The sequence below is a fragment of the Anaerobacillus sp. CMMVII genome, assembly GCF_025377685.1.
In the GTDB taxonomy this organism is placed as follows: domain Bacteria; phylum Bacillota; class Bacilli; order Bacillales; family Anaerobacillaceae; genus Anaerobacillus.
This window is the reverse complement of the sequence record NZ_JACEHK010000001.1, coordinates 52,152-77,875: the sequence shown is the minus strand read 5'-3', so window position 1 is coordinate 77,875 and position 25,724 is coordinate 52,152. Positions and strand designations below refer to the sequence as shown.

At 38.4% G+C, this 25,724-nt stretch carries 22 protein-coding genes, 2 rRNA genes and 1 pseudogene; 2 read left to right on the top strand and 23 right to left on the bottom strand.

The features are described 5' to 3' along the window. Window positions 1-4: 4 nt before the first annotated feature. The 13 genes and pseudogenes from glmU to metG all read right to left on the bottom strand — a co-directional run bounded on the left by glmU (window position 5) and on the right by metG (window position 12,954). Window positions 5-1,375: a bifunctional UDP-N-acetylglucosamine diphosphorylase/glucosamine-1-phosphate N-acetyltransferase GlmU gene (gene glmU, locus H1D32_RS00360; protein WP_261176254.1), complete on the bottom strand. Its 1,371-nt coding sequence runs from the start codon at window positions 1,373-1,375 to the stop codon at window positions 5-7. 504 nt (window positions 1,376-1,879) lie between these two features. Further along, window positions 1,880-2,173 (bottom strand): septation regulator SpoVG, encoded by a 294-nt coding sequence (spoVG, locus tag H1D32_RS00355; RefSeq protein ID WP_261176253.1) that lies wholly within the window; start codon window positions 2,171-2,173, stop codon window positions 1,880-1,882. A gap of 187 nt (window positions 2,174-2,360) precedes the next feature. Further along, a complete protein-coding gene (locus H1D32_RS00350; protein ID WP_261176252.1) occupies window positions 2,361-2,735 on the bottom strand; it encodes a RidA family protein in 375 nt (124 codons plus the stop codon). A gap of 2 nt (window positions 2,736-2,737) precedes the next feature. Continuing rightward, window positions 2,738-3,580: a pur operon repressor gene (purR, locus tag H1D32_RS00345; protein ID WP_261176251.1), complete on the bottom strand. Its 843-nt coding sequence runs from the start codon at window positions 3,578-3,580 to the stop codon at window positions 2,738-2,740. A gap of 57 nt (window positions 3,581-3,637) precedes the next feature. Continuing rightward, window positions 3,638-4,501 carry a 4-(cytidine 5'-diphospho)-2-C-methyl-D-erythritol kinase gene (gene ispE, locus H1D32_RS00340; RefSeq protein ID WP_261176250.1) on the bottom strand — a complete coding sequence of 288 codons (864 nt, stop codon included), beginning with the start codon at window positions 4,499-4,501 and terminating at the stop codon, window positions 3,638-3,640. 339 nt (window positions 4,502-4,840) lie between these two features. Further along, window positions 4,841-5,023, bottom strand: a complete 183-nt coding sequence (locus H1D32_RS00335; RefSeq protein ID WP_261176249.1) for a small, acid-soluble spore protein, alpha/beta type — start codon at window positions 5,021-5,023, stop codon at window positions 4,841-4,843. A 246-nt stretch (window positions 5,024-5,269) separates the two neighbouring features. Continuing rightward, a complete protein-coding gene (gene veg / locus H1D32_RS00330) occupies window positions 5,270-5,536 on the bottom strand; it encodes a biofilm formation stimulator Veg (RefSeq protein WP_261176248.1) in 267 nt (88 codons plus the stop codon). A gap of 332 nt (window positions 5,537-5,868) precedes the next feature. Next, the gene (gene yabG, locus H1D32_RS00325; RefSeq protein ID WP_261176247.1) at window positions 5,869-6,765 is read right to left on the bottom strand and encodes a sporulation peptidase YabG; all 897 of its coding nucleotides are present in this window, start codon (window positions 6,763-6,765) and stop codon (window positions 5,869-5,871) included. A 238-nt stretch (window positions 6,766-7,003) separates the two neighbouring features. Beyond that, complete coding sequence (gene rsmA / locus H1D32_RS00320) at window positions 7,004-7,867, bottom strand: 16S rRNA (adenine(1518)-N(6)/adenine(1519)-N(6))-dimethyltransferase RsmA (RefSeq protein WP_261176246.1); 864 nt, start codon at window positions 7,865-7,867, stop codon at window positions 7,004-7,006. Then, window positions 7,860-8,420: a ribonuclease M5 gene (gene rnmV, locus H1D32_RS00315; protein WP_261176245.1), complete on the bottom strand. Its 561-nt coding sequence runs from the start codon at window positions 8,418-8,420 to the stop codon at window positions 7,860-7,862. Before rnmV ends, rsmA begins: the two co-directional genes overlap by 8 nt. Before the next feature lie 241 nt (window positions 8,421-8,661). Then, window positions 8,662-9,882, bottom strand: coding sequence for a resuscitation-promoting factor (locus tag H1D32_RS00310; RefSeq protein WP_261176244.1), 1,221 nt, complete (start codon window positions 9,880-9,882; stop codon window positions 8,662-8,664). A 233-nt stretch (window positions 9,883-10,115) separates the two neighbouring features. Beyond that, window positions 10,116-10,884: pseudogene (locus H1D32_RS00305) on the bottom strand (TatD family hydrolase). A gap of 120 nt (window positions 10,885-11,004) precedes the next feature. Beyond that, entirely contained in the window at window positions 11,005-12,954 is a 1,950-nt protein-coding gene (gene metG, locus H1D32_RS00300) for a methionine--tRNA ligase (RefSeq protein WP_261176243.1), read from the bottom strand. Between the two features lie 761 nt (window positions 12,955-13,715). On the opposite strand from metG, the gene H1D32_RS00295 reads away from it, so the two are divergent. Beyond that, the gene (locus H1D32_RS00295; protein WP_261176242.1) at window positions 13,716-14,003 is read left to right on the top strand and encodes a transition state genes transcriptional regulator AbrB; all 288 of its coding nucleotides are present in this window, start codon (window positions 13,716-13,718) and stop codon (window positions 14,001-14,003) included. Between the two features lie 82 nt (window positions 14,004-14,085). On the opposite strand, the gene rsmI is transcribed toward H1D32_RS00295, so the two are convergent. The 8 genes from rsmI to H1D32_RS00255 form a co-directional block, all read right to left on the bottom strand. Then, window positions 14,086-14,964 carry a 16S rRNA (cytidine(1402)-2'-O)-methyltransferase gene (gene rsmI / locus H1D32_RS00290; RefSeq protein WP_261176241.1) on the bottom strand — a complete coding sequence of 293 codons (879 nt, stop codon included), beginning with the start codon at window positions 14,962-14,964 and terminating at the stop codon, window positions 14,086-14,088. 114 nt (window positions 14,965-15,078) lie between these two features. Beyond that, window positions 15,079-15,816, bottom strand: coding sequence for a tRNA1(Val) (adenine(37)-N6)-methyltransferase (locus H1D32_RS00285; RefSeq protein ID WP_261176240.1), 738 nt, complete (start codon window positions 15,814-15,816; stop codon window positions 15,079-15,081). 398 nt (window positions 15,817-16,214) lie between these two features. Beyond that, the gene (gene yabA / locus H1D32_RS00280; RefSeq protein ID WP_261176239.1) at window positions 16,215-16,565 is read right to left on the bottom strand and encodes a DNA replication initiation control protein YabA; all 351 of its coding nucleotides are present in this window, start codon (window positions 16,563-16,565) and stop codon (window positions 16,215-16,217) included. A 7-nt stretch (window positions 16,566-16,572) separates the two neighbouring features. After that, window positions 16,573-17,406: a PSP1 domain-containing protein gene (locus tag H1D32_RS00275; RefSeq protein WP_261176238.1), complete on the bottom strand. Its 834-nt coding sequence runs from the start codon at window positions 17,404-17,406 to the stop codon at window positions 16,573-16,575. 6 nt (window positions 17,407-17,412) lie between these two features. After that, entirely contained in the window at window positions 17,413-18,399 is a 987-nt protein-coding gene (holB, locus tag H1D32_RS00270) for a DNA polymerase III subunit delta' (RefSeq protein ID WP_261176237.1), read from the bottom strand. An 11-nt stretch (window positions 18,400-18,410) separates the two neighbouring features. Beyond that, window positions 18,411-18,740, bottom strand: coding sequence for a cyclic-di-AMP receptor (locus H1D32_RS00265; RefSeq protein WP_261176236.1), 330 nt, complete (start codon window positions 18,738-18,740; stop codon window positions 18,411-18,413). 204 nt (window positions 18,741-18,944) lie between these two features. Further along, window positions 18,945-19,577 (bottom strand): dTMP kinase, encoded by a 633-nt coding sequence (tmk, locus tag H1D32_RS00260; RefSeq protein ID WP_261176235.1) that lies wholly within the window; start codon window positions 19,575-19,577, stop codon window positions 18,945-18,947. 15 nt (window positions 19,578-19,592) lie between these two features. Continuing rightward, window positions 19,593-21,023: an aminotransferase class I/II-fold pyridoxal phosphate-dependent enzyme gene (locus H1D32_RS00255; RefSeq protein WP_261176234.1), complete on the bottom strand. Its 1,431-nt coding sequence runs from the start codon at window positions 21,021-21,023 to the stop codon at window positions 19,593-19,595. A 365-nt stretch (window positions 21,024-21,388) separates the two neighbouring features. Between H1D32_RS00255 and H1D32_RS00250 the strand changes: the two genes are divergently transcribed. Beyond that, the gene (locus H1D32_RS00250; protein WP_261176233.1) at window positions 21,389-21,583 is read left to right on the top strand and encodes a sigma factor G inhibitor Gin; all 195 of its coding nucleotides are present in this window, start codon (window positions 21,389-21,391) and stop codon (window positions 21,581-21,583) included. Between the two features lie 382 nt (window positions 21,584-21,965). On the opposite strand, the gene rrf is transcribed toward H1D32_RS00250, so the two are convergent. Continuing rightward, window positions 21,966-22,081, bottom strand: a 5S ribosomal RNA gene (rrf, locus tag H1D32_RS00245). A gap of 314 nt (window positions 22,082-22,395) precedes the next feature. Then, window positions 22,396-25,336, bottom strand: a 23S ribosomal RNA gene (locus tag H1D32_RS00240). Window positions 25,337-25,724: the final 388 nt, after the last annotated feature.

Sequence of the window (25,724 nt, the reverse complement as noted above, 5' to 3'; positions counted from 1 at the left end):
GATGTTATTTTTCTTTTAATTTAGTAATATATTCATTTTTTATTGTTTGTCTTTCACGAGCGATTGCTAACGCGTTTTCTGGTACATCATTTGTAATAGTAGATCCCGCTGCAATATAGGAGTTCTTACCGATTGTTACAGGTGCGATTAAGTTTGAATTACAACCAACAAATGCACCATCTTCAATCTTCGTTAAAAATTTATTTTTACCATCATAATTAACAGTAATTGATCCACAACCTAGATTTACATCATTACCAACTTCAGCATCCCCAATGTAACTTAAGTGTGATGCTTTGCTCCCTTTGCCAAATGACGATTTTTTCACTTCGACAAAATTACCAATTTTAACTTCATCACTTATTTGCGAATTCGGTCTAATATGAGCAAATGGACCAACATTTACGTCATTACCAATTTCACTGTCTGTAACGACTGATTGCTTAATCGTGGTTTGATTACCGACATAGCTATTAATAATTTCTGTGTTAGGTCCTATTTCACACTCATGACCAATGACCGTTTTTCCTGTAAGTATTGTTCCTGGTTTTATAATGGTGTCCATGCCTATGATTACTTCCGCACCAATATATGTGTTTTGTGGATCAATGATTGTGACACCATTTCTCATATGGGCTTCATTTATCCGATTTTTCATAATTGCCTCAGCACTAGCTAAAGCTACACGATCATTCACACCCAAAGTTTCCTCAAAACTAGCTGTTTGATACGCAGCAATTAACTCATCTTGGCCCTGGAGGATTTCAATAACATCCGGTAAGTAATATTCTCCTTGTACATTATTATTACCTACATGTTTTAGAGCTGCAAATAAAGCAGCATTATCAAAACAATACGTTCCTGTATTTATTTCTGTGATCATTCGTTCGTCACTAGTTGCATCTTTGTGTTCGACGATCCGCTGAACTGCACCTTGGCTATCACGAACTATTCTACCATAACCTGTTGGATCCTCAGTCTTTGCTGTAAGAATGGTAGCTTTCGCATTTTGTTCTTCGTGAAACAAAATAAGAGATTCCATGGTCTCCTTGGTGATTAAAGGTGTATCACCGCAAAGCACAATCGTAACACCTTCTTTATCCTTTAGTAATGCTTCCGCTTGCATGACTGCATGCCCCGTACCTAATTGTTCTTCTTGTAGAACATAAGTTATTCCATCACCTAGTTGTTCTTTTACCAATTCAGCACCATGGCCTACAACAACTACAGTTTCTTCTACACCAATTTGCGACACTTGATCAACTACATGTTGTACCATTGGTTTGCCACAAACAGAATGAAGGACTTTATATAGACGGGACTTCATTCTAGTCCCTTGACCAGCAGCTAAAATTACCACAAAGCGATTGTTCATAGCTAACCCCCACGTTCTTTTTTCCATTACGAATATATCTTAAAAACGTTACCATTTCAAGCTAACTAGCACATTTCTTTAAAATACATTATTTTACTTTAATATTTGAAATTAATCTAGTTTCATATGAAAGATTTTTCAGAATCTTCTTAATAAAAGCGCAGGCGCCCATTTGAGTCCGAAAAAAGCTACTGACCTCGTTCACAACATGTGTTACTTCTAGAGTTACTTCATGCAGCTTTGCCTCCAGGACCTACGTGACCACAGAGGCAGCGTTTCAGTGAACAGGAACATCTGTGACCTCGAGGGACTTAACAGCTACTCCTCGCCACTACGTTTGTTACTGCGATTACTCGTCGCAAGGCAGTTAAGAAGTGAATTCAGTGAATTCAAGCCGTAGCCTTGCTGGAGCTAGACATTAACCACTAAAAACGTTTATACTTTCTTAAATCGTAAAAAAAGAACGACCAAGGAAATATCCTTGGCCGCTCGTATTGTTCTTTTTTAGGAAGCTCCTGCTTCTTCATATTCAACTTCTTCTAGATCCCCAGCCTTTTCATATTCAGCTAAAACTGCTGATTGAATTTTCTCTCTTGTATGAGAGGAAATAGGGTGAGCGATGTCTCTAAATTCGCCATCTGGAGTTCTCTTACTAGGCATTGCAACAAACATACCATTGTTTCCATCAATAACTCGAATATCATGAACTACAAACTCATGATCAATCGTAATGGATGCAATCGCACGCATGCGGCCTTCCGTTGTTACACGGCGTAGTCTTACGTCTGTTACTTCCATTTCTGCCACCACCTTTTTTTACATATGAATAAGTCCTGCTTATTAATTCAACAAGTTTTTCTGTTTTCCTTCTTTATCAAACAAAAAAACAGTAAAAATTTCGATTATTTTCTAATTTTTACACATTGTTCACAAAATGGTCACAATGAATAAAAAGAAAGACCGAGTTAATCGGTCTTTCTTCGCTTTATTTTACTAATGCAATTACTTCAATTTCAACCAAAACATCTTTTGGTAGTCTTGCTACCTCAACAGTCGACCTGGCTGGTTTATGGGTTGAGAAGTAACCTTCATAAACTTCATTAATTAGCGGGAAATCATTCATATCTTTAATGAATACCGTCGTTTTAACAACTGTTTCACGAGAAGCACCAGCTTCCTTTAAGATCGCATCAACATTTTTTAATACCTGCGCTGTTTGCTCTTTTACGCCACCCAAAATAAGCTCTCCATTTGCTAACAGTGGAATTTGTCCTGAGCTATAAAGCATATTGTTTACAATAATTCCTTGTGAGTATGGACCGATAGCTGCAGGAGCTTCTGTTGTTTGAACAATTTTCATGATTAATCCTCCTTGATCTGTTTTAACGTATCTAAGAAATTACCTAACTCGACTTTCACTATCTTTTCCTTTGTATTTACTTCTGACAACCGAGTCATTGAAGTATATTTATCGACTAATCTTTCTTCTGCATGATTAGCCTCTACTAAGACACCTATTCCAACCACATGTGATTGGAACTCCTCAACTAAGTTAATCATTCCTTTGATTGTTCCGCCAGCCTTCATAAAATCATCAATGATGACGACATTTGAACCTTCTTTTAGGCTTCTCTTGGCTAAGGACATTGTTTGGATTCGTTTCGTTGAACCAGATACATAATTGATACTAACAAGCGAACCTTCAGTAATTCGGTGCTCGTGTCTAACGATACAAACCGGTACGTTCATGTAGGTAGCTACTGCGTAAGCTAAAGGTATTCCTTTTGTGGCCATCGTCATAATAACATCAACATTTTTATTTGCGAACATTGTCGCAAAATAACGACCAATTTCATTCATCAACTTCGGGTTACCAATAATATCCATCATGTATAAGTAGCCACCAGGTAATACTCGATTAGGATCCTCTAACTTCGAACACAATTCCGTAAGAAATACTTTAATTTCCTCAGTGCTTGCAGTTGGTATAAACTTAACTCCACCACTTGCTCCAGCCACAGTTAATAATAGTCCGGTTTCTTGGCTTTCAAACATTTCCTTTATTATCGCTAAATCTTCACTAATAGAAGATTTAGCTGAATCATACCGTTCAGCAAAATAATTTAATGGTATCAGTTGATGTGGATTATGTATTAAGTAATTGGTCAAGTCTACTAAACGGCCACTGCGACGAAACTTTTTCATAACTACCTCCAAAATCCGAATATTTAAAAGTAATATAACATTTTCATACGGATTTTATCAATAGTAGCGTTCTCCAATTATGCGAACTGCGTGCACATCATTACAAAATCCCCTTAAACCATTATAAATCCGCGACATTCTTGATTCATGTTTGACAAGACCAAATACTGTTGGTCCACTACCACTCATTAATACACCATCAGCCCCAAAGCGAATCATCTGTTCCTTTATTCTTTGAACCTCAGGGTAAAGATTAAAGGTTACTGACTCAAGAACATTTCCTAACTGATGACAAATCCCTTCATAATCATGACCTTCAATTGCCGCAACCATTGATTCAATATTTGGATGTGTGAGATCAGTTATTTTTAAATTCCGATAAACCTCTGCAGTTGAAACTCCGATTGGCGGTTTTGCTAATATTACCCAACAAGGAGGTGGGGCACTGATGTGTTGAATTTTTTCTCCTCTCCCCGTAGCGAGGGCTGTCCCACCATAAACGCAAAATGAGACATCCGAACCAATTTGTGCACCTAATACAGCAAGCTCATCTAAACTTAACCCTAAACTCCAAAGTTGATTTAGGCCCCTAAGAGTAGCTGCAGCATCACTGCTCCCCCCGGCAAGCCCTGCTGAAACAGGGATATTTTTTTGAATAAAAATCCGAACTCCTTTTACAACTTGGAACTTGTCCTTTAATAATTGAGCTGCCTGATAGGCCAAATTTCGACTATCACTCGGCACAAACCCTTCTGAAACATCAATCATAATACGATCTTCTTCCAACAACGTTAATTCAATACGGTCAGCTAAATCAACAGTTGTCATGATCATCTCTACCTCATGAAATCCATCTTCTCTTTTATGCAGGACATCAAGAGATAAATTAATTTTTGCTGGTGCCTTTATCGTTATTTTCATTCTTAATCACCTTCTATGTTCCTTATGCTTACGCTATTTTATCACTTGTTGTCCTTGTAAACCACCTATTTTGTGACAAAATCTTCAAGTCTTTCCACAGGATATTATTTATAAGCATAACCTAGTCATATAAAGTCTAACCCTTAATTGGTTTAGAGTGTGAAGTTTAAAATCAAGTGTTGTTGTGAGTGCCTGATATCAATTCCTTTGGTTAATATACTTCTTCTGAATAGCTATCACAACTTTAGACTCTAAACTGTAAACTTTACACTAAAAAAGCCAACTCATCTAAGAGTGTTTCTCCTAAATGAGTCAGCCTGTCGTAACTAGAACCTTCGTTTATTTTTTCGCGTTGGCAGCTAGATGCTGTTCAGCAAGTTCAACTGCACGCTTCACCATATTCCCGGCGTCACGAGAACGAATTCCGCCCCAACCCTCTTTTTGGACAGTATCGTAAAACCCAAGTTCTTTTGCAAGTTCAACTTTAAATTTTTCAGACATAATCCCTCGTCTTCTGGCCAATAGAAACAACCCCTTTTAAAGTGACATCGTTACGACATGACTATTGTTTCCCTTTCGAATGTCCGTTATGAGGTTATTTATTTTCAATCCATCCTCAATTTTTATATACAAAAAAAGAGTTGTACTCATAAGTGCGGGTCAGGCACCTCCCTTTAAAAGCATTTTGCTAGCTTGTACATAGCATCGAATACTTTTCTAGGGAGAAGTCAGACCCAAAATGAGTACACCTCTTTTTTTCAAAAACGACTATTCAACCTCTACAGCAACAGGACTTTCATCCTCACATACCGTTAATTGCACCGTTTCTGTTAAAACGTCTGCATAACTATATGACACTCTTTCGAAGGCATTTTGATCTTCATCCAGCTTAATAATAAATACAGACGGGTACGTTTCTTCAAGAAAACCAGAACGTTCAATCGTCTTGCGACGGCCGCCATTCGCTTTTATTGTAATTCGCTTTCCAATATTTGCGTCTAACGTGCGCTTAATATCAACTAACGTTTTTCCCATTATTGAAACCACCTCACTTGTATAAAGTGTAACACACCTGAGCAATAATGTCAAACAAAAATTAAATTATAGCAAGTAAACAAAATATTTGTCAACAATAATTATTCAACTTTTTTTGACGTTTTTCTCACATTTGTTATTATTGCTGTAAATTAGTATTTTTATGTAAGGACCTTTTCGGAAACCTTGTGGCTTTATAGACACTAATTATATAGATAGTTCCTATTCGTACGTTTAAACCCAAGCATGTTAGAAAAGATGCCCCTGAAACCTTGATATATATTGCTAGCTAATTTAAAGGAAATCAGCCTTATGTAAAAAAGGAAAGAGCGTTAACGCTCTTTCTTTCTCGTATCCAAAATAATGTCCTCATTGCTTTTAATTGGCATCCCTCTACGTAACAGCCCTTTAGTTTCAATACCACCTAAACCTTTTTCACCAGTTAGGGTATTTCGTAACAACTCCCAAATACTAACACTATCCATGAACGGTGTTAAACTTACCTTTGCAGCAATATATACTGGATCTAAAGCATGAATATTAATACGATCTGGAGAACTTGCAAAGTTAGCTCCAGCTCTAATTAATGTTTCGAAATACGATTGACATGCCCCTGCAAAAATGACCAAATGATCAAAATGAGGTTCAAATTTTCTGGCTTCTCTGACTGCATCGGCAAAATACCTAGTGTTACGATAGGCTTTTACTTCATTTTGTTCACCTTTACTCCTCATATAAGCATCATGACCAGTGACAACTAGAATATCAGGTCGAACCATTTCAAGAAGGGATGTTATTTGAAGAGGCATTTCCCTTTCCTCCATATGAACCCCGTAGATAGGTACACCTAGCTTCTCATATAAATCGATACATTTCTTTAAATATACAGGATCACCGTCTATGTGGAGGATTCGGCCAGGTAATTCAAAATAGGAGCTCTTACTTGTATAGCCCCCTGTCATCTCGTACTCATTTCTATTCCGTAAAAGCCTTCGATCTTGTCGAAATAAACGATAGCAATTTGCTTCTTTTTTAGTTTCTTCAATGTCTCGAGTACTTTTCTCTGTGTCAGAAACTAGTTGCAAGTCAATCAAGGGTGCGTCCGCAATAAGACGCATTTCTTCACCAAAGATTATTACATGGTTTTCATCATCTATATTAGAAATTCGAAATAGCAGATCATTACCGTATGACTTTCTTGTTACAAAATCGCCTACCTTCAATTTCAAAAAACACACCTCCTCACCTATAGCCTATGAAAGGAGACCCCAAACAGTGAATAGAAATAGAAAAGCTGAAACGCCCGGTTAGGCCCGAATGCAAATGTTCTGACCTATTTTAGACACTCCTCTTAACACTGCATAATGGCTCACAGAAATTTTGGTTATGCCTAGGGAAAAAACTACTCTGCGCCTCACAACTAGAAAAGAGGGTGACTGCGTCACCCTCTGATTGTATATATTCTACTTAGGAAAGAGCATTTGAAAGTACAGCATACTCTTCAATACTTAACGTTTCGCCTCGACGAGTCGGCTCAATATTACAGCTCAGCAAGGCTGCTTCCACTTTTTCTTTATCAGCTTTTGTAAATAAATTATGTGTTAAATTATTCATTATCGTCTTCCTACGTTGACCGAAGCTCGCTCTAATAAGTCTAAAGAAAAATTGCTCGTCGTTCACCTTCACTGCTGGCTCTTTTCTTATCGTAAGCTTTAATACAGCTGAGTCGACATTAGGTTGTGGTACAAAGACTGTTTTTGGCACAATTAACTCCGTTGTTGCTTGAGCGTAGTATTGTGCAGCAATTGACAATGATCCATATTCCTTTGTCCCCGGCTTGGCGGATATTCGATCTGCTACTTCTTTTTGGATCATTACAACAATCCCTCTAATTGGTAACTTTTCCTCAAGGAGTTTCATTAAGATTGGTGTTGTCACGTAATAAGGTAAATTAGCAACGACCATTACATCTTGACCTTCTTTAAATTTTTCACTAATTACACTGTTTATATCTGCTTCTAATACATCTGAATGGATAACTGTTGCGTGCGGATATGGAGCTAGAGTTTCATTTAGTATCGGCAATAAGCGTTGATCAATTTCAAAAGCGACAACCCTTTCACACCGTTTCGCCAACTGTTCTGTTAGAGCGCCAATACCAGGACCAATTTCAATTGCACCAGAATTCGGAAGTAGCTCAGCGCAATCCACGATGTTATTTAATACATTGGTATCAATTAAAAAGTTTTGTCCCAAACTTTTCTTAAACGAAAACCCATACTTTTTTAAAATCTCTTTCGTTCGGTTAGGTGTTGCAATATCTTTACTCATACTCATCCTCCTTTAAAACTGTACAAACTGCTTCGGAAAATTCCTCTGCCCTTATTTTAAACATAATTAATCGTTTATAAAGTTGTTTCCCATTTGTATAGCCAATTTTTAAGATGTCACCTAGTCGCTCGCGGCGTCTTCTTGCTTTCTTACCAGCAATTAATCCTAACGCAAGAAGTTCTTCCAAGCTTACTTGCTCAACCCACTCTTCTTCCTCCTGCTGAGCTTCGCTTAAAGCAAGGCGAATAGCTTCTGGTGAAGCATTTTCGACACCAAGGTCATCACCTTTTTTCGAAATGGCTTCTTTTTTTGGTAAAAATGCATGCTTACAGCCAGGAACTTGCTGACTTATAATTTTTCTAATTCTCTCGCCAGGGTAATCTGGATCGGTAAGTATTATGATGCCTCTACGATCCTTGGCAAGCTTAATTTGCTCAATTACATGCTTTCCTATAGCAGACCCACTTGTTTCAATTGTATCGGCATTTACGGCATTTTGAACAGCCACCGTGTCATCCCTTCCCTCAACAACAATCACTTCTTTTATCTTCATAAATCCTCCCAGAGTTTTGAGTGTTGAGTTTTGAGTGTTGAGTTAATTTTTACAACATTGCTTCGAAGCGATACCTAGAACAACTCAAAACTCTTAACTCAAAATTCAAAACTTTAATGAAACTAATTCATAGTATATAGCGTCTAACATAGTGAAACAAGAAAAGCTCAGTTTTATAATGGAAACCGCAGCTTTTCTTGAACAAAAAAGAGGATGACTACGTCACCCTCCTTCAACGATGTTATTTCACCACTCGTACTTGAACGTTTTTCCGACCCCAGCGAAGGGCATCGCTTCGTTCTGCCATAAAAATATCAATTTTACGACCCACAACAGCACCGCCAGTGTCTGCTGCTCTATATTGACCTAAGATTGTACCATTATATCTAATCTCAATAATTGATCCTAACGGAATTACATTAGGGTCAACGGCAACGACCTTAGCACCTGGGTTAGCTTTTAAATTTATCCCAGTAGCCGTTATCCCTGAACAACCATTACAATTAGCTGTATAGGCTGTCGACGAAAATGTCAACCATTCTCCTGGTGTACCACCACGAGAAACTTGTTGCACTGGTGCAGGTGGAGGCGCTGGTTGCTTTGTTCCTAATGCAACTATACGATCTTTACTTGCTTCAACTGTTTCTGTTTTCAATAATTCTCTTGAAACTTCCTTGCCATTTTCAATAATTACTTCATAGTGCTTTGCAATTTTTCCATTTTGGCCCGATTGAACTACCTTTTCGGTTCCTCGTGTAAGAGAATTATCATTTCTCGTTACAGTTGCAAAGTTAATTGCCTCTTCCACAACATCGGTGACCTTTTGTACTCTAATGATATTGATTTCTGTATTAGCTTTAACAATTTCTGTTTGTGATGGCTCTACTCTATCAAGCTCTCCTAGAATAATGTCTTCTGCCTGTAAAAAGTCAGCGACAGTTGTCGAAATCGTCCACACTTCTTTTTCTTCACCATCACTACGGAGAGTTACGGCAAAGGCGGACTCATAAGTAATTTGCATATCTTCAACAAGAGCTGTTTCTAGGCTTGGCTGGATCACATCATGATCGCCAACTTCTAAATTTAATTCCGCAACTAATTCTTGTATCGTATGAGATGTGGTCCACACTGGTAGCTTTTCACCATTATTTGTTAAATAGACTAGCTTCGCAGGAATCCAGACAACATTGACATCATTTGTTAACTGACTATCTAATGACGGTTCAATAAAGTCGTGCTTTCCTACTAAAATATCATTCTCCAACATTAGTGCATCTACAGTTTTGGCATGAGTTTTGAGGTTTGTTTCTTCCCCATTTACTACTAGAGTTACAGATGTTTTCGTTAGCTCATAAGCTGCAGTACTAACGACACCTACTAGTAATATCATACTAATGATGGACATGATTAACCTTTTTCCAGTCAAGCCCTCGGAAAAAAGTTTTTTCATGTTTGGTATCATAGTTTTAAACTCCCCCTTCTAAGGACCGAATTATATAGAGTTATGCTAGTCTTGTCAATGTAAAATAATTCCCCCTTCCAGAAAGTCTTACGTAGAATTATCCTAAAAAACAGTCTAAAAAGAAAGAAAAACTGTTCGACAAGACTAGCATATGCATATTTTTTCGGTTGTAGAACTTACTAGAAGAAAGTTTCCATTAGACAAGCCTATATATAAAATGACAAAAACTGCTGTCACTTTATAGCAAAAAGTTTCTTGGCGTTATCACTTGTGGCTTGGACAATTTCTTCGTATGTGATTTCTTTAAGTTCTGCAATTGTTTCTGCTACTATTTTAACATAACTTGGCTCATTACGCTTTCCTCTATATGGGTGTGGTGCCAGATACGGACAGTCCGTTTCAATTAGTAAACGATCAAGTGGAATTTGTTTAGCAACCTCTTTGGGACGCTTTGCATTTTTAAACGTGACTGGACCGCCGAAAGAGATGTAAAAATTCATTGCCAAACATTGCTCAGCGATTTCTAAGCTACTCCCAAAGCAATGCATAATCCCACCGACTTCTCCAGCATTTTCCTCTTTTAAAATTGTGACAATATCTTCATGGGCGTCACGATTATGGATAATAATAGGTAGTTTCACTTTTTTTGCCAACCTAATTTGCTTCCCGGAAAACTTCCTTTTGTACGTCTTTAGGTGACTTATCCCAGTAGTAGTCTAATCCCATCTCACCTAAAGCAACAACCTTTGGATGGGCGGCTAATTGTTCTAGCCACTCTAAATGGTTATCAGTCATATCTATCGCATCAACAGGATGCCATCCTACTGCGGCATAGATAAAATCGTAGTCTTCAGCTAACTTTAGCGCGCCATTTATTGTTTTTTCATCAAAACCAACAACGACAATATGGCTAACACCTTCTTCTTGAGCACGTTTAATCACTTCATCAGCATCTTCCTCAAACTGATCAGCATTTAAATGCGCATGAGTGTCGAATAACATTTTGTAAAAAACCTCCACTTAAGTTTTGAGTTATGAGTTTTGAGTAATGAGTTCATGAAAGTAAAGCTTCGAAGCTCTACCAGCGACAACCTCAACACTCAAAACTCAACACTCATAACACTATTTCACTTGCGATCCATTTGGCAGTGTCTGTTCAATTGTTGCTAGGGTTAGTTTGCCATTATGAGAGGCAGCTAATATCATTCCTTGAGAAAGTTCACCGCGAAGCTCAATTGGCTTTAGGTTTGTTACACAAATTACTTTTTTACCGACTAATTCTTCTGGCTTATAATGCTCAGCGATCCCTGAGACAACTTGGCGCTTTTCGTACCCTAAGTCAAGTTGAAGTTTTAATAATTTTTTCGCCTTTTTGACCGGTTCTGCACTCAGTACTTCAGCGACACGTAAGTCTACTTTCATAAAATCTTCAATCATAATCTCTTCAGTTTCTGGTGCTTCAACAGCCACTTCAGTAGCTACTGGTTCAACAGCTGGGCCTTCCATCATCTTGACGATATACGCAACTTCTTCGGCTGCATCAAGTCTTGGGAAGATCGGCTCCCCTTTAGAGATTTTGACGCCTGAATTAAGCTGACCAAATTTATTTAAACTCTCCCATGATGTAACCTCTGCACCTACACTTAACTGTTCCCAAATTTTCTTTGGAGTACTTGTGAGGAATGGCTGAATTAAAATTGAAACATATCGTATTGATTCTGCTAAATGATATAAAACTGAGCCTAACTGTTCTTTGTTTTCTTCACTCTTCGCTAAAACCCAAGGTTGCGTCTCATCAATATATTTGTTAGTTCTGCTTACTAACTGCCAAATAGCTGCTAATGCAACAGAAAACTCCATATCTTCCATAGCAGTTTCTACTTTGACCACAGTTTCTTCAGCTAAGCCTACGAGAGTAGCGTCAAAATCTGTCGCGTCTTTCACATACGCAGGTATTTCACCATTGAAATACTTATGAATCATCGCTACTGTTCGGTTTAATAAATTTCCTAAATCATTAGCTAAGTCAAAGTTTACGCGTTCAACAAAACTCTCAGGTGTAAATACTCCGTCTGAGCCAAATGGCACTTCACGAAGTAAATAATAGCGTAGTGCATCAAGACCATAACGATCGATTAACGGAACAGGGTCCACAACATTTCCTTTTGATTTCGACATTTTTCCATCTTTCATTAATAACCACCCATGGCCAAATACTTTCTTTGGCAAGGGAAGATCAAGTGCCATCAACATGATTGGCCAATAAATTGTATGGAAACGAATAATCTCTTTGCCTACTAAGTGTACATCAGCTGGCCAATACTTTTCATACTTCGCTTGGTTTTCTGTCCCATATCCTAAGGCCGTAATATAGTTAGATAGAGCATCTATCCAAACATAGACAACATGTTTAGGATCATTAGGAACTTTTACGCCCCACTCAAACGATGTCCGAGAAACGGCAAGGTCTTCTAAACCAGGCTTAATAAAATTATTGATCATCTCATTCTTTCGCGATTCTGGTTGTATAAAACTTGGGTTCTCCTCGTAATACTTCAAAAGTCGGTCGGCATACTTGCTCATTTTAAAGAAATAAGACTTCTCTCTAACCTTTTCTACTGCACGGTTGCAATCGGGACAATTGCCATCCTTCAACTGCCTCTCCGTGTAAAAGGACTCACAAGGGGTGCAATACCATCCTTCGTATTCATCTAAATAAATATCACCTTGATCAAGAAGCTTTTGAAAAATTTGTTGAACAATTTCTTTATGTCTTAATTCAGTGGTTCTAATAAAGTCGTCGTATGAGATATCTAGCTTTTTCCACAGCTCTTGAATACCTGTCACAATTTCATCAACAAATTGTTGTGGACTAACCCCTTTCTCCTCAGCCTTACGCTCAATTTTTTGCCCATGCTCATCTGTACCTGTTAAATACATAACGTCATATCCTCTTAAGCGCTTATATCGCGCCATTGCATCACCTGCTACCGTTGTGTATGCATGGCCAATATGAAGCTTGTCACTTGGATAATAAATTGGTGTTGTTAAATAGAAGCTTTTTTTAGACATAACACTTTCCTCCTAATAATGAATAGTTCAACTTATAATAGTAAAATGCATAAAAAAACTCCCGCCCTATAAAGGGACGAGAGTCAAATTCTCACGTGTTACCACCCAATTTCCCTTGTTTCTCACGAAAGCAAGGCTCAGAAGGTTACAATTTTGTAACCAGTACTAATTAACGCTCAGTTCACGTTGCCCCCTTATTACATTGTAACTCGAAGGCAAATCCTCCAAGACCATTTTCAAAAGTTCTTCCTACTACCAGTTTTCAGCTACCCCGGCTCTCTGCCAATGACAATTTGTCATTTAAATAGGCTTCCTTTTTACTTATCTCTTCAACGGAAATTATTAATGAAGTTAATTCAAACTTCCTTTGGCAAAAATATACCGAATACCTATATCATTGTCAAGTTTGCCCAATTTAATCTTTTTTAACTCATGTTTATTTTGTCGAAAGACATTCGACTTTTTCTGTTATTTTTGTCGAAAAAACAGTTGAGCATTTTTATAAATTTCATTCAAAACTGTAAAATGCACTAGTAAATTTATACAATAAATAACATCACTTTAAAATACCTTAAATATAAACCTTGTCATACCAAGGTTTATTTTATCCTTTTACAGAAAATCCTACAAAACTAGCAAAAATTTGAATAAATATAATTGACTTCTTTTGGAAACATTGGTATTCTAAATTCACAGAGAAAAATGTCGAAAATTGAAGAATTAATCGATAAATTGATACTTAATTTCAGGAGGAGAAATAAATGAAATCTACAGGAATTGTTCGTAAAGTTGATGAGTTAGGACGCGTGGTTATTCCAATCGAGCTTCGCCGTACCCTTGATATTGCTGAAAAGGATGCACTTGAAATCTATGTTGATAGTGATAGAATTATCTTAAAAAAATACAAGCCAAACATGACTTGCCAAGTTACTGGTGAAGTAAATGACGATAATTTATCTTTAGCTGGTGGTAAAATTATCTTAAGCCCAAGTGGTGCTCAAGAAATTATCACTGAATTACAAAATTTTGTTGAAAAAACAGCAAAATAATAATATATAAATATAGACAAGGCTATCCCAAGTCAGTATAAGCTCGCAGATTGAAGAGCTTATACTACTTATGGGGTGGCCTTTATTTTTGCTCTGAATTATGATAAATCTGATATACTTCTCTCTTTTGTAGATTACGATCTTTGGCTACTTGTTTAATTGCCTCTTTAGATGAAAGTTGTATAGCTATATAATGATCAATATGCTGTTCTATCGAAAGGTCCTGCCACCAAAGGTTATCGCTATCAGCTAGTACTTCAAGAGCACCTTCTAAAATTAAACAATACTCTCCTCGCGGATCCTCTTCTTCATAGTAACTGATTATTTCAGTTATATTTCCTCTAATGAACTCTTCAAATTTCTTGGTTAGTTCACGACAAACTGATATTCTTCTATCACCTAATTGCTCTAACATTAAGTTCAATGTTTCTTTTAACCTATGGGGGGATTCATAGAAGATGATCGGACACTGCATGTTTTTTAAATTTTCTAGTTGCTTTTTCTTATCCTTCTTTTGTCTATGCAAAAATCCGTAAAAATAAAAATCGTCGGTTGGAAAGCCTGAGGCTACAAGAGCTGGCAATGCAGCGTTCGCCCCTGGTAACGGTATCACTGATATTTTTTCTTCAATACAACTAACAACCAATTCATAACCAGGGTCTGAAATTGCTGGCATTCCAGCATCACTAACTAAAGCTATCTTTTTTCCGGCCTTAATTTCCTCTACTAACTTTAAGCCACTTGTCTGTTTATTATGATCATGGTAACTAACAAGCTTTGTTGCTATTTCAAAATGATTGCAAAGTTTTTTCGTTTGTCTTGTATCTTCAGCTGCAATCAGATCAACCTCTTTTAAAATATTTAACGCTCGAAACGTAATATCCTCTAAATTACCAATCGGTGTAGGAACTAAATATAAAACTCCTTCTTCTTCATTACGAAAGCTTTTTTGTATCCACATGAATCATTTTACCCTCCCCAATAATTTACGATTCCTTTTTGCTCTCAAAAAATTGCTTTGTTGCTTTCGGTGTTAGAATTACAAGCTATAGCACTAGGCTGTATTCCTCATTTACTAAGAAAAGTAAATCTCCTTAAATTCATCCGTATACGTATTATTCTCATTATAGACAAATAACGGTTGTAATATTTTTACGGCTGAATTACCCGTTTTTATTCCTTCTACTAATAATATATTTGCTTCTTTTCCCATCTTGGGATGAATAAACTGAATTCGTTTTGGTTCTAGTCGGTATTTTTTCATGATTGTAATAATATCAATTAATCGTTCAGGGCGGTGGACAAGCGCAACCTTTCCTTTTTCTTTGGCTAGTTCACTACTTATACGAATAACATCTTCTAAGCTACAATAAATCTCGTGTCTTGCGATAGCAAAATGTTGGTTCTCATTCCATATTTTCTCCGATACTGTCTTAAAATACGGAGGGTTACATGTCACTAGATCAAAAATTCCTTTACCTAGAGTCTCAATGGCGTTTTTTATATCATCATTTATAAATTGAAGTTGTTCTTGTCGTTTATTTAATTCGGAACTACGAATGGCCATCTGATAAAGTCGGTCTTGGATCTCTACGCCAACTATTTCTGCCTTGCTCCGCTCACTTAACAAGAGTGGGATTACACCATTCCCAGTACAGAGATCAACAATTTTTCCTTTTTGAATTGGTACATAACAAAACTTCGCTAAAAGCACTGCATCCATTGAAAAAGAAAATACATTGGGACTTTGGATTATTTTTAACTTTTCGTTTGGTAAGTAATCAACCCGTTCATCATGCTCTATCTTCACCATAAAATATCCTCTCGAGTTGCTGTAATAAAATTGATTATATCAAATGAATACTAACCGTTTCCAGGACGTTTAATTTTCAATTTTCTATGTTACTTCATGGCTGTTTCGTAAACTTTGTGGATTTTAGGTCTTCTTTTGAGAATAAATAAGCTTTTTGGGACAAATTTATTTGTCCCAATGGCTTATTTATTCTCAAAAGCTTCACGCAAGGCGTGAAGAACCAAGCATTCGCTTGGGTACGACCTAAAAGCTAATAGCAACAATCTGATAGAAAAGAGCCTACTTCAAAAAACAAATTATATATAGCATATTGCTAAAGTCACACCTTGCCAAAGGATTAGAGAGTAATTAAAAATATGAAACATAAAAAGAGATAGACCAAAGAGGTCCACCTCCAACTATTTTTTATTTAAGAACGACAAGCAAAATAAACAGTCTCCTTCTTTACGGATACTTCCGTAATGAAGATTACAAATGTGAAATCCTTCTTGATAAAGTCGAGCTAGGTTATCATAACCTTCTCCTATATCAATTTTTTCATCTTCTACTTTTTTTACCTTTACTTCTTCTTCCTCTTGTTCAGATGCTTTTTCGATCCGAGAACGTAGATGGTCATTTTCAATCTTAAGATGTTGATTCTCTTCTAAGAGGAGGGCTAAATGCTCTTTTAACTCCCCTAATTCACGATAAAGGCCACCTATTTTTTCTTCCATAAGACTTACTCGTGAAAAGACCCCTTTTTTATCCACGTTAACTTTACACCTCAATATTTGTGGTATGAGTAGGTAATACTCCTTCTTTCATTAGCTCATCTAATGTATATTCCATAATACGTGCATCGACAAGCTCAACCTGTACTAGCTTTTCCAAAATATTTAAACCAATGACACGACCTTTTCCATGTGCTGTTACAATTGATTTTCCGATATCAGGAAGCTCTTGCTTGGCAGATTCATAATTATCATTTTCATATTTTAAACAGCACATTAGTCTGCCGCAAAGACCAGAGATTTTTGTTGGATTTAAAGACAGGCTTTGATCTTTCGCCATTTTAATAGACACTGGCTCAAAGTCACCGAGGAAAGATGAGCAACATAAGATTCGACCACATGGTCCAATTCCACCTAACATTTTCGCTTCATCTCTAACACCGATTTGTCTAAGCTCTATTCTTGTCCTAAAAATTGCAGCTAAATCCTTCACTAGCTCACGAAAATCAATCCTACCATCAGCTGTAAAATAGAATAGTACTTTATTTCGATCAAACGTGTATTCTACGTCTACAAGCTTCATATCAAGGTTATGCTCGTGTATTTTCGCTAAGCAAGTTTCAAATGCTTCTTTCGCTGCAGCCTTATTTTCTTCGACCGTTGTCCGATCCTTTTCATTAGCGACACGGACCACCTTTTTTAGAGGAAATACAACGTCTTGATCGCCAACAACTTTTCTTCCTATGACAACCTTACCAAACTCAATTCCTCGAGCAGTTTCAACGATTACTAGCTCACCTTTTTGTACATCTATATCTTCAGGGGAGAAATAATATATTTTTCCCGCTTTTTTAAATCTAACACCCACTACCTGATGCACTATACACTATCCCTCCTGTAACCTCAGCATTAATTGTTCCATTAAGAGTTGAGGATTTACGTTTGCATTTAGACGTCTCTTCGCTTCTAGAATATCAGCCATATGCTGACTAACTTTTCGCTGTGAGCTCTTTAATGCATGTCGTTCTAATTTATCGATCTGATCAACAAAGATTAGTTGATCGTCAGTTGCTAATAAGGTCCGGAGTACATCACGGTACCAAAGTAACAGTATATCTAATCCCATATTTAATTGGTTTTTCTCTTTAAAATGGGGTAACCAACTTTCTTGCAAAGTGAGCATGACCTGATGTGGTCTTGTGCACACTTCTTCCCCTAATTGTATCACTATGCCTCTAGCTTGTGCAATCCAATCATCATGGTAAAGTTGGTAAGCTTCATCCAAATCATTAGTTAACTGACCTAATAGCTTGGAAATTGGCTTTGGTATACCATCCTTTTCAAGATTCTCCATCAATTGTAATGGTGTCAGTGGGACAAATGAAATAATTTGCGTCCTAGATAAAATTGTACGTAAGATCCGATGCACCTCGACTGTAGTTAATACTGCTATTGATTGCCCATCTGGCTCCTCTAAAAATTTTAATAGTCCATTTGCAGCACTAGTTGTCATCTTTTCAGCATCTTCAATAATATAAAACTTCCGTACCGATTCCATACCACGATACGAAAACTCTTTTTTTAATTGGCGAATTTGTTCTATCTTTATCGTTTGTCCGTCTGGTTGGATAATATGAACATCTGGATGATTACCAGAAGCAATTCTCTTACAGTCAGAACAAACCTCACATGGTTCAAATTGATCTTTTTTCTCGCAAAAGAATGTTTTTGCCAGCTGCAACGCTACTTCACGCTTTCCGGTTCCCTTTGGACCATCGAATAAATAAGCATGTGATAAGCGCTCTTTACGAATACTATTTGTAATTATTTTTACTACTTTTCCTTGTGTTTCAGATAACTTTCTCCAAGTCATTTTAACCGCACCTAAAACCTCTCAAATTGATCTACAGGTACTACAAATACTGTAGCACCACCTACTTTAACATTCACTGGATATGGAATATACGAATCAGCATTTCCACCCATTGGGGAAATCGGCGCAACTAATTGATCTCTATTCTTACAATTATCCTTAATAATGTCTAAGACAGCATTAACATTTTGATCTTCTGTACCAATAATAAACGTTGTATTTCCAGCTTTTAAAAATCCACCGGTACTTGCAAGTTTCGTAGCTTTGAAATTACCTTTTACAAGAGCGTTTGCTAAGTTATTACTATCTTTATCTTGAACAACTGCTACAACAAGTTTCATCCTTTTTACCCCCTATAATAGTAATATCTATCCTTTAGTCTTTTAAGCTTTATTTATCCTATTATAACAGATGTCCTATAAAGAACCTATCTATGTAATTTTGATTATTAGAAAAATTGAATTATAGACAAAATTGGCTTAGGAATAATTAAAGGTTCCATACTTATAAAAAACCTTCAACAATCTGAAGGTTTTTTTCGATGATTAAACTTGCTTTAAATATTCGGTTATTTTTGCCGTTGTCTCGGCAACGACTTCTTCTAACGGTCTATCTGCATTAATTTTCACTATTCTTTCTGGAAACATCGTTAATAGCTTTAAATAACCGTTTCGTACATTATAATGAAAATCTAAATTTTCTTTATCAAGTCGGTTTATTTCGCGGTCTTTATTTTTTGCAATTCTCGCTAATCCCTTTTCTGGCTCAATATCAAAGTAAAACGTGAGCTTTGGCATGCAGTTTTCAATTGCAAAGTTATTAATGACCAATACCTCATCTAAGCCAATATTTCTAGCCATTCCTTGATAGACTAAACTACTGTCTAAAAAACGGTCACAAAGAACAACTTTTCCAGCCTGTAACGACGGAATAATCCTTTCAACTAAGTGTTGTCTTCTTGCTGCCGCATATAATAACGCCTCTGTCCTACCATCCATTGCTGTATGTTTCGTATCCAAAATGATCTCCCGAATACTTTCGGCAATTTGAATACCACCAGGTTCTCGAGTCGTAATAAAATTATATCCCTCTTCTTTTAAGAATCTAGCTAAAGCCTCAATAACAGTGGTTTTACCAGCGCCTTCTCCGCCTTCAAAACTAATAAAATTCTGATTCATTATATGCTCCTCACTTCATACATTTTTAAAGACTTTCATTCCTTTTTTAAAAACATCAGCTCCTTGAAAGTAAGCACCTGATTTTCTTAAAGCAAACAATTGCTCAATATGATTATTTTCTATCCTTTCTCCCCGGACTAATAACGGAACACCAGGTGGATAGGGAATGATTTCTTCGGAAATAATCTTCCCTTTCGAATCTTCTATTGCTATTATTTCTACCTCTACATTTTCCATTTGTTCATAGGAAAGTGCTAAGCTTGAGATCTTATTTATAGATTCGTTAGCTACTTTTACTGATTTTTGTTCTAGAGATTTGCCTTTTAGTTTATTTGCAATCTTTTCACCAATAGAAAGGAGATCTGTCACTATTGATAAAGGCAAAACAAATAGGACATTATGTAAATCTGCCATTTCAGTATAAATACCTTCCTCCTCTAAAAGCTTCTGTACCTCAAACCCATTAAGTTCACAGCAAGACTGAACTGTAACCTTTAATGGATCTACATGAAAATGTTCATTTTCAACTACTTTTAGTTGTGGAATTTGGTTTAAGTACTTTTTAAACTCATTAATTTTTTCTAATGTTAATAAAAGCTCCACTTTTGACAAATTCGCTAAATAAAACCTGGCTAAATCAAGTGAAGCAAGTAATGGATAAGAGGGGCTACTAGATTGAAATAGTTGCAAATAATACTTAAGTTTATTTTCGTCAACCAATTGGCTATTGAAATGTAAAAAAGAACACATGGTCATCGCTGGTAGTGTTTTATGAGCTGACTGAACTACGATATCTGCCTTAGAATGAATTGCAGACTTTGGAAATAGCGAAGAAGGATGTCCAAAGTGAGCGCCATGCGCTTCGTCAACTAGCACGACCATATTATGCTCATGCGCAATGCTAACAATTCTATCTATTTCCTTTGTATATCCATAATAATTTGGCCTTGTCATGAATATAGCTTTTGCCTCTGGGTACTTATTTATCGCTTCAATAACGCTCGCATCATCCATAGTGGTCGCAATTTGTGCATCAACATCAAAGTCAGGCTCAATAAAAATTGGTTTTACTTTCGCAAGCCTTAAACCATTGATAACTGACTTATGACTATTTCTCTGAACAAGTACGGTATCACCTGCTTCACAAGTAGCCATAATCATCGCTATATTTCCAACTGTAGAGCCACCTACAAGAAAGTAACAGCTCTTAGACCCATATAAATTGGCAGTTAAATCTTCTGCTTGTTTAATAACTCCTGATGCATGATGCAAATCATCTAGACCTGACAATTCTGTAACATCAATTGATAATATAGATTGGTATAACTCCTTCGCTTGGCTAGGAAAAACTAACCCATTTTTATGTCCAGGAACATGTAAAGAAATTGGATTTTCATTGCGAAAACTCCACAGAGCTTCATAAAGTGGTAAATTATTTTGATTCACTATTTTCTTCCTTTGCGGTCGAGTATTTTCAAACACTGTTCTATTATAACGAAATTTACTAACCAACTAAACAATTGGTTTTAAAATGATTTTTCTTAATTTGTACTTTTATCATGTTTGGCCAGAAGACCCCCACTTCAAATTTTCGTTAGAAAAATAAGTGGCGGGTAGTTCACAAAGACATACACAATCAGTTAACTGATGGCATATAGATAAGAAAGCGAGTGCGCAAAGTAAATAAGTATTTGTCCCATTAAACTCTTGAAACCATACTATTCTTTAAGGAACTATTTTCAGAAATTCAGAATTTTTTATGTATAGTTTACCTTTCATTGGAAATGAATGAGCTATGGAGGTGAACAATTATGAATGAAGGGCTTAACTTAGAGAAATGTTCAGTTTGTGAGCAAAAACAAGAATCAGGGATTCATATTTGTGATATCTACATTTGTGAAGCATGTGAACGAGAGATTGTTAGTTCAGAAGTAACTGATGAATTTTACCGATACTATCTACAAAAATTAAGAAAACTAAAGCACTCTTTATTAAATATTTCCTAACAGACCTTTTTTAAGAGGTCTATTTTTTGTTTTTACAACGAGGAAGACCTTCTGGATCTTATACACTAGTCAGTTGTAAAGCAACTGCTATCTCTGGATTGCGTAAAGTTAAAATTTAAATTTAGTGGACATAGGTTCCTCTATTTTAGCCAATATAGTCCTTTTTGATATTTCGAGGACATACGATCACTTTTATTGCATTCGGACATGTATTTTAATGAATCCTGAGGAAATAAGGTACCGTATGTCCTCAAAAATAGGAAAACCACAAAATCCTACCTAATAGAGGATTATATGTCCACTTTATTTCTCTAGTCAGAAAGCATAGATCTCTTTTAAGTTTGCACACAAAAAAACACATCCAAATTGGATGTGTTTTTTTACCTAGCAACGTCCTACTCTCACAGGGGGAAACCCCCAACTACCATCGGCGCTGAAGAGCTTAACGGTCGTGTTCGGCATGGGAACGAGTGTGACCTCTTCGCTATCGCTACTAGATTATCTGAAGAAAGTTCATTCCTTCAAAAAAGCTACTGACCTCAATCACATCGTGAGATGCTTCTTTGAGTTTACATCATGCTGCTTTGCGTCGAGGAAGCTTACTTCGAAGCTACACTGGTAGACACAGACGCACGAACTCAATTCAAGATCAAGCTACTTAATTTTTCAAGAAATTTTCATTCCCTGAAAACTAGATAACACACATTTAAGACTTGAGTAAAATTCAATCCGTTTATTTAGAATTTGGTATTTACTGCTTTGAGTTACTCACGCAACTCAAAACTCTACACTCATCACTCTAAACTTATTTATAGGATAAGTCCTCGACCGATTAGTATCTCTCAGCTCCACACGTCGCCGTGCTTCCACCCGAGACCTATCAACCTCATCATCTTTAAGGGGTCTTACTGGATTAACTCCAAGGGAAATCTCATCTCGAGGGGGGCTTCATGCTTAGATGCTTTCAGCACTTATCCCTTCCACACGTAGCTACCCAGCTATGCTCCTGGCGGAACAACTGGTACACCAGCGGTGTGTCCATCCCGGTCCTCTCGTACTAAGGACAGCTCCTCTCAAATTTCCTACGCCCGCGACGGATAGGGACCGAACTGTCTCACGACGTTCTGAACCCAGCTCGCGTACCGCTTTAATGGGCGAACAGCCCAACCCTTGGGACCTACTTCAGCCCCAGGATGCGATGAGCCGACATCGAGGTGCCAAACCTCCCCGTCGATGTGGACTCTTGGGGGAGATAAGCCTGTTATCCCCAGGGTAGCTTTTATCCGTTGAGCGATGGCCCTTCCATGCGGAACCACCGGATCACTAAGCCCGACTTTCGTCCCTGCTCGACTTGTAGGTCTCGCAGTCAAGCTCCCTTTTGCCTTTGCACTCTACGAATGATTTCCAACCATTCTGAGGGAACCTTTGGGCGCCTCCGTTACTGTTTAGGAGGCGACCGCCCCAGTCAAACTGCCCACCTGACACTGTCCCCGAACCGGATCACGGTCCTAGGTTAGAATTTCAATACAATCAGGGTAGTATCCCACCGACGCCTCCACCGAAGCTGGCGCTCCGGGTTCTCAGGCTCCTACCTATCCTGTACAAATTGTACCAAAATCCAATATCAAGCTACAGTAAAGCTCCATGGGGTCTTTCCGTCCTGTCGCGGGTAACCTGCATCTTCACAGGTAATATAATTTCACCGGGTCTCTCGTTGAGACAGTATCCAAATCGTTACACCATTCGTGCGGGTCGGAACTTACCCGACAAGGAATTTCGCTACCTTAGGACCGTTATAGTTACGGCCGCCGTTTACTGGGGCTTCAATTCAGAGCTTCTCCTTACGGATAACCCCTCCTCTTAACCTTCCAGCACCGGGCAGGTGTCAGCCCCTATACTTCGCCTTGCGGCTTCGCAGAGACCTGTGTTTTTGCTAAACAGTCGCTTGGATCTATTCACTGCGGCTCTCTCGGGCTTTAACACCCTATCAGAGCACCCCTTCTCCCGAAGTTACGGGGTCATTTTGCCGAGTTCCTTAACGAGAGTTCTCCCGAGCGTCTTAGAATTCTCTTCTCGCCTACCTGTGTCGGTTTGCGGTACGGGCACCTCTCACCTCGCTAGAGGCTTTTCTTGGCAGTGTAGGATCAGGAACTTCGCTACTTAAATTTCGCTCGCCATCACAGCTCAGCCTTCACGAGAAGCGGATTTGCCTACTTCTCAGCCTAACTGCTTGGACGCACATATCCATCAGTGCGCTTACCCTACCTTTCTGCGTCCCCCCATTGCTCAAACGGTGAGGAGGTGGTACAGGAATTTCAACCTGTTGTCCATCGCCTACGCTTTTCAGCCTCGGCTTAGGTCCCGACTTACCCTGAGCGGACGAGCCTTCCTCAGGAAACCTTGGGCTTTCGACGGAGGGGATTCTCACCCCTCTTTTCGCTACTCATACCGGCATTCTCACTTCTAAGCGCTCCACCAGTCCTTCCGGTCTGACTTCGCTGCACTTAGAACGCTCCCCTACCACTGCGCACCAGGTGCGCAATCCATAGCTTCGGTGATACGTTTAGCCCCGGTACATTTTCGGCGCAGAGTCACTCGACCAGTGAGCTATTACGCACTCTTTAAATGGTGGCTGCTTCTAAGCCAACATCCTGGTTGTCTGGGCAACTCCACATCCTTCTCCACTTAACGTATACTTTGGGACCTTAGCTGATGGTCTGGGCTGTTTCCCTCTTGACTACGGATCTTAGCACTCGCAGTCTGACTCCCGAGGATAAGTATTTGGCATTCGGAGTTTGACTGAATTCGGTAATCCTGTGGGGACCCCTAGTCCAATCAGTGCTCTACCTCCAATACTCTTCCCTCGAGGCTAGCCCTAAAGCTATTTCGGGGAGAACCAGCTATCTCCGAGTTCGATTGGCATTTCACCCCTACCCACACCTCATCCCCGCACTTTTCAACGTGCGTGGGTTCGGGCCTCCATTCAGTGTTACCTGAACTTCACCCTGGACATGGGTAGATCACACGGTTTCGGGTCTACGACCACGTACTCATTCGCCCTATTCAGACTCGCTTTCGCTGCGGCTCCGCCTCTTCAGCTTAACCTTGCACGTAATCGTAACTCGCCGGTTCATTCTACAAAAGGCACGCTGTCACCCGTAAATGGGCTCCAACTACTTGTAGGCACACGGTTTCAGGATCTCTTTCACTCCCCTCCCGGGGTGCTTTTCACCTTTCCCTCACGGTACTGGTTCACTATCGGTCACTAGGAAGTATTTAGCCTTGGGAGATGGTCCTCCCGGATTCCGACGGGGTTTCACGTGTCCCGCCGTACTCAGGATACACTCTGGAGGAAACGAAGTTTCGATTACAGGGCTGTTACCTTGTTTCGCGGACCTTTCCAGATCGCTTCGTCTACTTCGTTTCTTTGTAACTCCGTGTAGAGTGTCCTACAACCCCAAGGGGCAAGCCCCTTGGTTTGGGCTGTTTCCGTTTCGCTCGCCGCTACTCAGGAAATCGATAATTTCTTTCTCTTCCTCTGGGTACTTAGATGTTTCAGTTCCCCAGGTCTGCCTCCTCATAGCCTATGTATTCAGCTATGGGTACCATCCCATTACGGATGGTGGGTTCCCCCATTCGGAAATCCCCGGATCAAAGCTTACTTACAGCTCCCCGAGGCATATCGTTGTTCGTCACGTCCTTCTTCGGCTCCTAGTGCCAAGGCATCCACCGTGCGCCCTTTCTAACTTAACCTAATTTTTTTGCGATAAGCTTCGCATTTCTTCGTCAACTTCACTCACCAATCGTCCTCATGTACGGTTAATGTACACTCCGGCGATTGACTCGCTCGTTTCCTCGAACTACTCGCTTCTCTCAAAAAAATACCTGTTAAAAGGATTTTACGTCGAATTGAATTCTTGACTACTCAAGTTTACTCATAAAGTTTTTACAAACTTTCCGGTAAAACTTAAATGTGTTAGTTGTTATCTAGTTTTCAAGGAACAAAGCAACTGATCTCAATTACATCGTGAGATGCTTCATTGATTAGCTTCATGCAGCTTTGCGACGAGGATACGACGCAAGGAGTACCGCAGGAGCACAATAATGAATATTGAGCAGTTAACTATTTAATTGAGAGATC

Excerpts from the sequence above, each read along its gene's own strand:
- holB (WP_261176237.1), bottom strand. The coding sequence starts at position 18,399 with ATGACTTGGAGAAAGTTATCTGAAACACAAGGAAAAGTAGTAAAAATA.
- H1D32_RS00295 (WP_261176242.1), top strand. The coding sequence starts at position 13,716 with ATGAAATCTACAGGAATTGTTCGTAAAGTTGATGAGTTAGGACGCGTG.
- metG (WP_261176243.1), bottom strand. The coding sequence starts at position 12,954 with ATGTCTAAAAAAAGCTTCTATTTAACAACACCAATTTATTATCCAAGT.
- spoVG (WP_261176253.1), bottom strand. The coding sequence starts at position 2,173 with ATGGAAGTAACAGACGTAAGACTACGCCGTGTAACAACGGAAGGCCGC.
- veg (WP_261176248.1), bottom strand. The coding sequence starts at position 5,536 with ATGGGAAAAACGTTAGTTGATATTAAGCGCACGTTAGACGCAAATATT.
- H1D32_RS00265 (WP_261176236.1), bottom strand. The coding sequence starts at position 18,740 with ATGAAACTTGTTGTAGCAGTTGTTCAAGATAAAGATAGTAATAACTTA.
- rnmV (WP_261176245.1), bottom strand. The coding sequence starts at position 8,420 with ATGAAGATAAAAGAAGTGATTGTTGTTGAGGGAAGGGATGACACGGTG.
- H1D32_RS00310 (WP_261176244.1), bottom strand. The coding sequence starts at position 9,882 with ATGATACCAAACATGAAAAAACTTTTTTCCGAGGGCTTGACTGGAAAA.
- glmU (WP_261176254.1), bottom strand. The coding sequence starts at position 1,375 with ATGAACAATCGCTTTGTGGTAATTTTAGCTGCTGGTCAAGGGACTAGA.
- rsmI (WP_261176241.1), bottom strand. The coding sequence starts at position 14,964 with ATGTGGATACAAAAAAGCTTTCGTAATGAAGAAGAAGGAGTTTTATAT.
- rsmA (WP_261176246.1), bottom strand. The coding sequence starts at position 7,867 with ATGAGTAAAGATATTGCAACACCTAACCGAACGAAAGAGATTTTAAAA.
- H1D32_RS00250 (WP_261176233.1), top strand. The coding sequence starts at position 21,389 with ATGAATGAAGGGCTTAACTTAGAGAAATGTTCAGTTTGTGAGCAAAAA.
- ispE (WP_261176250.1), bottom strand. The coding sequence starts at position 4,501 with ATGAAAATAACGATAAAGGCACCAGCAAAAATTAATTTATCTCTTGAT.
- tmk (WP_261176235.1), bottom strand. The coding sequence starts at position 19,577 with ATGAATCAGAATTTTATTAGTTTTGAAGGCGGAGAAGGCGCTGGTAAA.
- H1D32_RS00285 (WP_261176240.1), bottom strand. The coding sequence starts at position 15,816 with ATGGTGAAGATAGAGCATGATGAACGGGTTGATTACTTACCAAACGAA.
- H1D32_RS00350 (WP_261176252.1), bottom strand. The coding sequence starts at position 2,735 with ATGAAAATTGTTCAAACAACAGAAGCTCCTGCAGCTATCGGTCCATAC.
- purR (WP_261176251.1), bottom strand. The coding sequence starts at position 3,580 with ATGAAAAAGTTTCGTCGCAGTGGCCGTTTAGTAGACTTGACCAATTAC.